The sequence below is a fragment of the Nostoc sp. genome (assembly GCF_035638895.1).
GTDB lineage: Bacteria > Cyanobacteriota > Cyanobacteriia > Cyanobacteriales > Nostocaceae > Nostoc.
Genome location: NZ_DASQZC010000283.1, coordinates 1 through 7975, shown reverse-complemented (window position 1 = coordinate 7975; position 7975 = coordinate 1). Strand labels below are relative to the sequence as shown.

The 7975-nt window shown below is 40.3% G+C and carries 9 protein-coding genes, 1 tRNA gene, 1 pseudogene and 1 riboswitch; of the genes and pseudogenes, 6 read left to right on the top strand and 5 right to left on the bottom strand.

Going from position 1 to position 7975, the window contains the following annotated elements:
* Nucleotides 1–319 precede the first annotated feature (319 nt).
* A tRNA-Val gene (locus tag VE944_RS13570) sits at nucleotides 320–393 on the bottom strand.
* 100 nt (nucleotides 394–493) lie between these two features.
* Nucleotides 494–657: riboswitch (cobalamin riboswitch) on the top strand.
* A 22-nt stretch (nucleotides 658–679) separates the two neighbouring features.
* Here VE944_RS13570 and VE944_RS13565 point away from each other — a divergent pair.
* Both VE944_RS13565 and VE944_RS13560 read left to right on the top strand, forming a co-directional pair.
* A complete protein-coding gene (locus VE944_RS13565; protein ID WP_324977791.1) occupies nucleotides 680–1096 on the top strand; it encodes a DUF1636 domain-containing protein in 417 nt (138 codons plus the stop codon).
* Nucleotides 1097–1098: 2 nt separating this feature from the next.
* The gene (locus VE944_RS13560; RefSeq protein ID WP_324977789.1) at nucleotides 1099–1842 is read left to right on the top strand and encodes a cobalt-precorrin-6A reductase; all 744 of its coding nucleotides are present in this window, start codon (nucleotides 1099–1101) and stop codon (nucleotides 1840–1842) included.
* Between the two features lie 83 nt (nucleotides 1843–1925).
* On the opposite strand, the gene VE944_RS13555 is transcribed toward VE944_RS13560, so the two are convergent.
* Nucleotides 1926–3068 (bottom strand): BMP family ABC transporter substrate-binding protein, encoded by a 1143-nt coding sequence (locus VE944_RS13555; protein ID WP_324977787.1) that lies wholly within the window; start codon nucleotides 3066–3068, stop codon nucleotides 1926–1928.
* 208 nt (nucleotides 3069–3276) lie between these two features.
* On the opposite strand from VE944_RS13555, the pseudogene VE944_RS13550 reads away from it, so the two are divergent.
* A pseudogene (locus tag VE944_RS13550) lies at nucleotides 3277–3819 on the top strand (ISAzo13-like element transposase-related protein); the annotation flags it as partial.
* Between the two features lie 110 nt (nucleotides 3820–3929).
* Entirely contained in the window at nucleotides 3930–4010 is an 81-nt protein-coding gene (locus VE944_RS34315; RefSeq protein ID WP_422656572.1) for an IS4/Tn5 family transposase DNA-binding protein, read from the top strand.
* Between the two features lie 401 nt (nucleotides 4011–4411).
* Here the strand turns inward: VE944_RS34315 and VE944_RS13545 are convergent, their stop codons facing one another.
* The 3 genes from VE944_RS13545 to VE944_RS13535 all read right to left on the bottom strand — a co-directional run bounded on the left by VE944_RS13545 (nucleotide 4412) and on the right by VE944_RS13535 (nucleotide 7052).
* Nucleotides 4412–4915, bottom strand: coding sequence for a hypothetical protein (locus tag VE944_RS13545; RefSeq protein WP_324977783.1), 504 nt, complete (start codon nucleotides 4913–4915; stop codon nucleotides 4412–4414).
* 872 nt (nucleotides 4916–5787) lie between these two features.
* Nucleotides 5788–6831: an agmatinase SpeB gene (gene speB / locus VE944_RS13540; protein WP_324977782.1), complete on the bottom strand. Its 1044-nt coding sequence runs from the start codon at nucleotides 6829–6831 to the stop codon at nucleotides 5788–5790.
* Nucleotides 6832–6914: 83 nt separating this feature from the next.
* Complete coding sequence (locus VE944_RS13535; protein WP_324977780.1) at nucleotides 6915–7052, bottom strand: hypothetical protein; 138 nt, start codon at nucleotides 7050–7052, stop codon at nucleotides 6915–6917.
* A 116-nt stretch (nucleotides 7053–7168) separates the two neighbouring features.
* Here VE944_RS13535 and VE944_RS13530 point away from each other — a divergent pair, with 116 nt between their 5' ends.
* The gene (locus VE944_RS13530) at nucleotides 7169–7315 is read left to right on the top strand and encodes a hypothetical protein (protein ID WP_324977778.1); all 147 of its coding nucleotides are present in this window, start codon (nucleotides 7169–7171) and stop codon (nucleotides 7313–7315) included.
* Nucleotides 7316–7459: 144 nt separating this feature from the next.
* A complete protein-coding gene (locus VE944_RS13525; RefSeq protein WP_324977776.1) occupies nucleotides 7460–7954 on the top strand; it encodes a DUF6174 domain-containing protein in 495 nt (164 codons plus the stop codon).
* The last annotated feature ends 21 nt before the right edge of the window (nucleotides 7955–7975 follow it).

Genomic DNA, 7975 nt, shown 5'->3' with positions numbered 1-7975 from the left:
CAATTCTCTATAACAAGCGATATAAGACTTAAGCTTGCATTCTACCTGAGACTGAAAATAGAGGCGTTATTGGCGAAAATAGCTCAATCCCTAATCGGGTACGCATATATAAGCTAATCAAGAAGGTTGATATACAATTGATAAGAACAGATTATATTAGTATGGATAAATGATCATCTTCTCTCAAATCAGCTAGTTACCCCTATTTCGTTGTTTTAGGGATAAAATAGTATTAATTGAGAGAAAGCTGAGAGAAAACAAGTTGGTTAGAGCGCTACGTTGACATCGTAGCTAGTACTGGTAAGGACATTATCTTAAATGGACGTAACTGGATTCGAACCAGTGACCTCTACGATGTCAACGTAGCGCTCTAACCAACTGAGCTATACGTCCTTAACTACACGATTATCAACAATAACACATACTTTCTTGATAAAGCAAGATAAAGGTGTAAATCCATCTTATAAGCAAAGTACCATTTGAGTAGGGTGTATGATCGATAAGGTTATTCGGTTCTGGTGGGGAGCAGCTACCAGAGGTAACGGGGAAAGTTCGGTGCAAATCCGGCGCTGTCCCGCAACTGTAAACTCATTTGAGATGTAATCTAAAATCCCAAATTGAGTAAGTCAGGATGCCCGCCGAAATAGATTTATCAGTTCCACATATCTGCGAGGTACAGATGACTACTACTGTAAATATTTCCCCGACTAGTCCCTTGGGTGTTGCTGACCATACTTTATTTGTTTGCAAAACTTGTGCTAGCGTTTGGCAAGATGGAAAACGCTTAGGTGAAAGTGGCGGTGAAAAACTTCTATCTCAACTTCAGCAGCTTGCACAAGATTGGGAATTACGAGATGAATTTCCAATTCAGGAAGTTGAATGCATGAGTGCTTGTAATCGTTCCTGTGTAGTTGCCTTTGCTGCTAAAGGCAAATTAACATATTTATTTGGTGATTTAGCTGTTGATGGTAATGCATCTGCGGTACTACAATGTGCTAGTCAGTACTATGCCAAAGCAGATGGTTTACTGCCTTGGTCAGAGCGTCCAGAAGCGCTAAAAAAAGGCATTTTGGCAAAGATTCCACCTTTATCTTAATGATGCGCGTTTTGATTCTAGGTGGTACAGGAGATGCCGCAGAACTAGCTGCCAAAGTCTCGACTATCCAAGGTTTAGAAGCAATCACATCTTTAGCTGGGCGCACCCGTGAACCATCAGTACCGTTAGGCGATTTACGGATTGGAGGCTTTGGTGGTGTGGCTGGATTGGCTAGCTATTTGCGAGTCATGCAAATCGACTTATTGATTGATGCAACCCATCCTTTTGCTACTCAGATTTCTTTTAATGCGGCGGATGCTGCAACCGAAGTCGGAGTACCCCGTCTGATGTTAATACGTCCGCCTTGGGAAAAAGAAAGTGGCGATCGCTGGATTGAAGTTGATAGTGTTGAAGCCGCCGCCGCATCTGTAGCAAACCAGGCACAGCGAATATTTTTAACAGTTGGCAGGCAAGAACTCGCCGCCTTTGCTCACTGCGAGAAAATTTGGTTTCTGATGCGGATGATTGACCCTCCTACCAATGATGCTTTAGTGCCAGCAGGAATGATATTGTGCGATCGCGGGCCCTTTACCCTCAATAATGAAAGGCAAATCCTGATTCATAACAAAATTGATACCATCGTAAGTAAAAATAGCGGTGGCGATGCAACAAAGCCCAAGATTATTGCAGCGCGAGAACTCGGCGTAAACGTTGTTATGGTAAATCGTCCAGCTATACCACCAGGGGAGCAGGTTACTGATGTTGATGGTGCTTTGGCATGGCTATTTGACAAGTTGCACGACTAGTGCAGCAAGGTAGAAGTCAAAAGTCACGCATAATTGTATTCCAACAAAATTCAAAAAAGAAATCCTAGTATTGTTTAGCAGTGCTAGGCTTTGCCCTTAGGAATTGACCCTTCAATTCCCTCAACATACCAATCCATCACCAGTTGTCTCTGATCATCCAAAACCTTACCTTTTGGTACTTGTACCACTCCTTTTTGGTCTTTCACCGGGCCATCAAAAGGATGTGCAGTACCCTGAATAAACTCATCACGCTTCGCATTCACCAGTTGTTGCACATCCCCTGGAATTTCCTGATTCATTGGCGAAATATCCACCATTCCTTGACCAATTCCATCCCAAACCTCTTGAGATTTCCAAGTATTATTCATTACAGCCAAGGCTTTATCTGTATAGAATTTGCCCCATTTGTTAATAGCTGATGTCAGATGGGCTTTTTGACCAAACTTACTCATATCAGTGTTGTAGCCAAAAGCATAAATGCCTTTCTCCTGTGCGAATTGGACAACAGCACCAGAATCGGTATGCTGCGTCAGTACATCCGCACCTAAATTGACCAAACCTTGAGCCGCTTCTCTTTCTTTAGCTGGATCGTACCAGCTTTGTACCCAAAGTACCTTAACTTTTGCTTGGGGATTTGTTAGCCTTACTCCTTGAGTGAATGCACTGATTCCCCGAATTACTTCTGGAATTGGGTATGCGCCAATAAAACCAACTACATTTGATTTTGTCATCTTGCCAGCAATCATGCCGGTTAAGTAACGCGGTTCTTCAAAGCGTCCCAGATAAGTGCCGACATTGGCAGCACGTTTGTATCCTCTACAGTGTTCAAAGACAACATCACTAAAGTCCTTGGCAACTTTAATTGTTGGGTTCATGTACCCGAAGGAAGTTATAAAAATCAACTTATTACCATCTAATGCGAGTTGGCGAATCACCCTTTGGGCATCAGCACCTTCGTTAACATTTTCCACAAAGGTAGTTTTTACCTTATCTTGAAGATAGGCTTCCATGTCTCTGCGACCTAAATCATGGGCATAAGTCCAGCCAAAATCACCTACATGATCGGCATAAACAAATCCCACTTTCAGAGGTTCATTTACCGCCACAGACGACGCTGAAGGAGATACCTCACCCTGGAAGTTGGAATTTTTGCCTTGAATGCAACTAGTTAAGGTAAAGCTAGATCCTGCTAAAGTGACATACTTTAGAAAATTCCGACGATCCATATTTTATAAATAGGTTTACCTGTTAAAAAGATTTTTATGATTGCTGGTAATGGCAGACACGGTTTAGATTAGCTATTTACTTAATTTTAACTTTTTATTTCTGCCGTCAAGTTACTTGAGAAAGAAGCTAAACAAGTAAGAGTAATCCAAGGAAAAAATGATCCAAAACTAGGGATACTGAGAGAGTAATTAGTGTGCAATCTGCTGTATGTCTCCAGAATCGTTAATCCAACTAAGTGATAGTCTTCGGTCGTTGTACATCAAGACAGCACAAAAGCTAAAGGGAAGTGACAGAAGACAATTCATGGCAGAAGTGGTGAAAGGATGGGGACGAGGAGGAGCAACAATAGCAGAACGAGAACTAGGATGGAATCGACGGACAATTCGGAAAGGGATGCAGGAGTTAGAGCATGGAATGTCGATAGCAGACTCATTCCGGCTCAGAGGCAGCAAACCAACTGAACATAGACTGCCAAACTTACTGGAAGATATACGGTCAATTGTAGAATCACAAAGCCAAACAGACCCAAGTTTTGAGAGTACAAGGTTGTATACCAGGGTATCAGCAGCACAAGTACGTCATCAGTTGATAGAAATCAAAGGGTATCAAGATGAAGAACTACCAACAGCGGAGGTAATTCGACAACGATTGAATCAACTAGGTTATGGATTAAAAAGGGTAGCAAAAACAAAACCAATCAAACAGATACCAGAAACCGAAGCAATCTTTAAAGAAATTAACCACATCAATCAACCTGACTTTTCCCGTTAAGTCTCGAAAAGGTTGGTGGAAAAGGATTTAAGAAACAGTACAGCAAATACGGTACAGTAATTGAAATCGGGTGTTAAAGGTAATAAGCAATGCTGGACTGGTGGGAGAAAAATTTTGCAACCTTAGAACTAGGCGATCGCAGATTAAATGAGTTCATTTACCTGAAATAGGCTTTATACAAATTTTGGATAAAAATACACTAAATCAACACGCCCTATAGCTTACGTCAATCAAGTAAGAACTCAGAAGCTCAGGCTTCACTAGATGAGAAGTTCCTTGGAAAAGATAAGCTGTTATGTATACAACTTGCACAATCAGGGCGGGCAAGATGCCCACCCCACAGGCATTTTGAAAAAATATTAGTGCAAATTAAAGGCGCAACAGCTTAACCCACACCTCTGGCTGGGAAAATAGATTGCGATAAAAGCTTGCAATACTTTGTGCCTCACCTTCGTAAGCGAGAGTTCAATAAAAGTTAATTTTAGATAAAGAATGCGACAGAACCGTAGCGGAGGTTTTGCTCGGCTCAAACTTACCGTATACAAGATTTTGCAAGTACTCTCAATCAATATTAAGCGCTAATCGCTTGTTGTTCAGCTTCTACTAACTGATTTTGAGGTACATCAAATCTAATAGTACTAGCTGCCCAGTCTTTTAAATCGGGTGCTAGCCAAACTAGCTTACGGAGAATTTCATCATTGACCCACAACACCAACGGAAACTGGAACTCTTTCCGAAACTGATTTCGCATAATGTTGGTACTGATGATTAGTTGGTTAATTTCTATTACAGATTCTAAACCCCGTACCATCAAAGCTTCGAGTTGAGTAGCACCAATAGCAGTTGTAATAGCTGTATACAATGTGTCTGTTGCAGGTGAAAGCACGATTTCGTGGATATCTGCTGATGAAAATTCCGTTAACACATTCAGCACTTGCTGCTGCCTTTCAAGACTGTTACAACAAGCTAATATCAGTGAGAACTCCCCACCAGAAACCATCATCGCCCTTGCCAGCCTCTTAGTGGCTGCTGTGCTGCTAGTTGTGCCGTTTTCCGAATGACTTAAGCTGATCATTAAAAAAATCCTGCTTTTAATTTTAAAAATGTCTGAGCAATATTCAGTGATTCTACTCTATGAATTTTTATTCAAAAGTGTTAAACGGGTAATTTGGATGAGGTTTTTATTCTAATACTAAGCATCATACTACGTATTACCTAAGGAAGGAGTATATTCTGCATTATCCCACACATACAATTAAGGAATAATGTAAAGATAGTATCAAAATCATGTAAGCAAAAGATAATGGAAGCAAAAGGAAGCTGGTGGCGAATTAGCACTTGAATTATTCCTGTATTTTTCGATTTTGGCATCTACAAATTATTAAGTAATTATTTTGTAACATAAAGTAAAAAAAATGCTCAGTGTTTAGTGTAACAATAAAGATTGGGAAGTGGGAGAAAAGTGAACTGGCAACTGGTTTACTGTCACCTACGGTAAGCTTTTTTCCTTGCCAAAGCATTTCGGGGCGGGTGTAAAGTCTGGAGTAATGAAATGGGATCAGCCCAAGATGCGAAAATGTAGATAAAATTGTTTGTATCTTGACACCTAGCCATTTCCAAAGCGTTGGTCTTTGGTACGAAAACTTTCCCCAAACTACGGATGAAGAAGTATGCGACTTACTCGCAAAAGCGCCAGGGGGTACTTCTTGCTGGGGAGAGAACCCCATCCATACATATTGAGGAATTCTTCGAGAGTGAGAAACGAGGGGTGTTGCTGAATTCCGGTATGAATCCAGATGTAGAGACGTTGCAATGCAGCGTCTCTACAAAGATTTTGATATCATGCATAATGATTTTTATACATGAAATCAGCAACGCCAACGAAGGAGTTGCTGTAGTCATCGCCATGAGTTCAGTATCATTCCCACTCTGCCACAACTTTATCTTCTATATTTTCTGCTGAGATAAATCCATTAAATTTGCCAGCTTGTAAACTACCCGCGCTCCAACATTACCATCCCACTCACCATCACCGACTTCGCAGATATCAAAGCCAATAATTTTTCTCCCACTATTGACTAATTCCCGGAATAAACAAAATGTTTGCTCTAATTCCAACCCACCTGGAACAGGAGTACCTGTACTCGGACAGAGTTTGGGATCTAGACCATCTGCATCAAAGCTAATGTAAACAGACTCAGGTAAATGACTGATAATTTCTCGGCATAAATCAATCCAAGTTGTTCCAGAGTAAAGCTTTTGTTTAATGGCTGCGTCGTAATATGCAATAATGCGACTATCAGATTGGTCAATCATTTGCACTTCATCATGACTAATATCACGCAAAGCCACCTGCACTAGCTTGGAAATTTGCGGTATTTTCATCGCATTAAACATAATAGACGCATGAGAAAATTCAAATCCCTCATACGCATCACGTAAATCTGCGTGGGCATCAATGTGCAAAATGCCATAGTTTGCGTACTTAGCCGCTAATGCTTGGAAATAACCTAACGGCGAACTATGATCCCCACCAATGACTGCAACTCGCTTACCATTATCAATTGCTTGCTGGCAATTTTCAAACAGCCATTGATTTACCTGTTGACAAACTTGATTAATTTCTGTGAGAACAGGTGTTAAATCTGGTGTATCAGAGAGTTGTTTACCTTGGGCTAATCGTTCAATAATTTTTGCTGCCAAGGCGCGGTAATATGTATTCTTCTCTAAAATATCTTGGGGAATTTCTACCATGAAAATTCCCTGCTTCCAACCATCAGGGTTATCAAAATCGAACAAATCTAGTTGAATCGAAGCATCGAGAATTCGCTGTGGGCCGTTAACAGTGCCTGCGCCATAAGAAACAGTGACTTCCCACGGCACACCAAAGACAATCAGGTTTGCAGACTCATAATCGCAGGGCAAACCTAAGAGATTGCCATTTACTTCACCTATGCCGCTAGGATTGTAGTCTTGTAATTGATTACTCATCGATTATCTTCTTTTACGTGGATAGACAGCACGCCGCCTAGTGGACATCTGCATTGTAATAAAAATTTTTTCCAGACGGTAAACTACAGCGCCTTTATTACTTGGTCGAAATTGCGGCGATACACCTTTTGGCCTACTCCTGCCACTCTTTGTCTGACGAGTGGGGCGATCGCCTTAATGTTACCTGTTGCACTTATGCCATCAATGGGCGACGAAGACACTCATATTTCTCAAAGGCTTTATTCAAATTAAATACAAAAAGTTAGATATTTTGTCGCATCAGACTTATTAAAACCTCGATCTTCGTAGAAATCCAGTTCCCATTCCACCAGAGGTTTTGGGGACGAAGGCTGACTACAAAGATCCAGGCGATGTGAATAAAATTCTTGATTTCTATTTTCGGGTGCAAGACCCATCTGAAACCAAACCTTTCTACGAAGCAAAATTATTGATTGTTGGCGAAGGAGGAGCGAGTCATTGCTGAATGCGATCGCAGTCCGTCTAAATGAGTAAAACTAGGCTATGAATGAGTGCCAAAATAATTTCATTTTTTTGGCAATGGTCTTAAAGCACGTTAAACTACTAAGAAGTTAAACTACTAAGAAATTCAAGTTAAGGATGGATTTATATGCGCTTACCAATTGCAATTAGTGCCATTTTAGTTACGTTTTTGGGTTTGAGTACACCTGTAATATCTCAACCTCCTATACAGGTAGCCCAAAAACTAGCGTCTAATAGTTTCGCTTTAGAAAATTTTAAGATTAATTCCCGATTATGGAAATATAAAAAAATCTCTAACTATCGCTATGAATTTACTAGAAGTTGCTTCTGTTTCCCCAAAGCCACAGAACCAGCGATTATTGAAGTACGGAATGGAGTCACAACTTCCATTACTTATAAATATAGTAAAAATCCAGTAGATACAGGATTATTTGAAAAATATAATACAATTCCTAAAGTCTTTAATATCATTAGAAATGCGTTCATTCAAAAAGCAGACAACTTGACTGTACAATATAACCCGACACTTGGCTATCCTACTCAAATTAACATTGATTATGATAAGCAAAGAACTGATGATGAAATATTCATTACAATTAGTAATCTGCAACAAATCAAGTAAATATGCCCCTTAATTTAACTA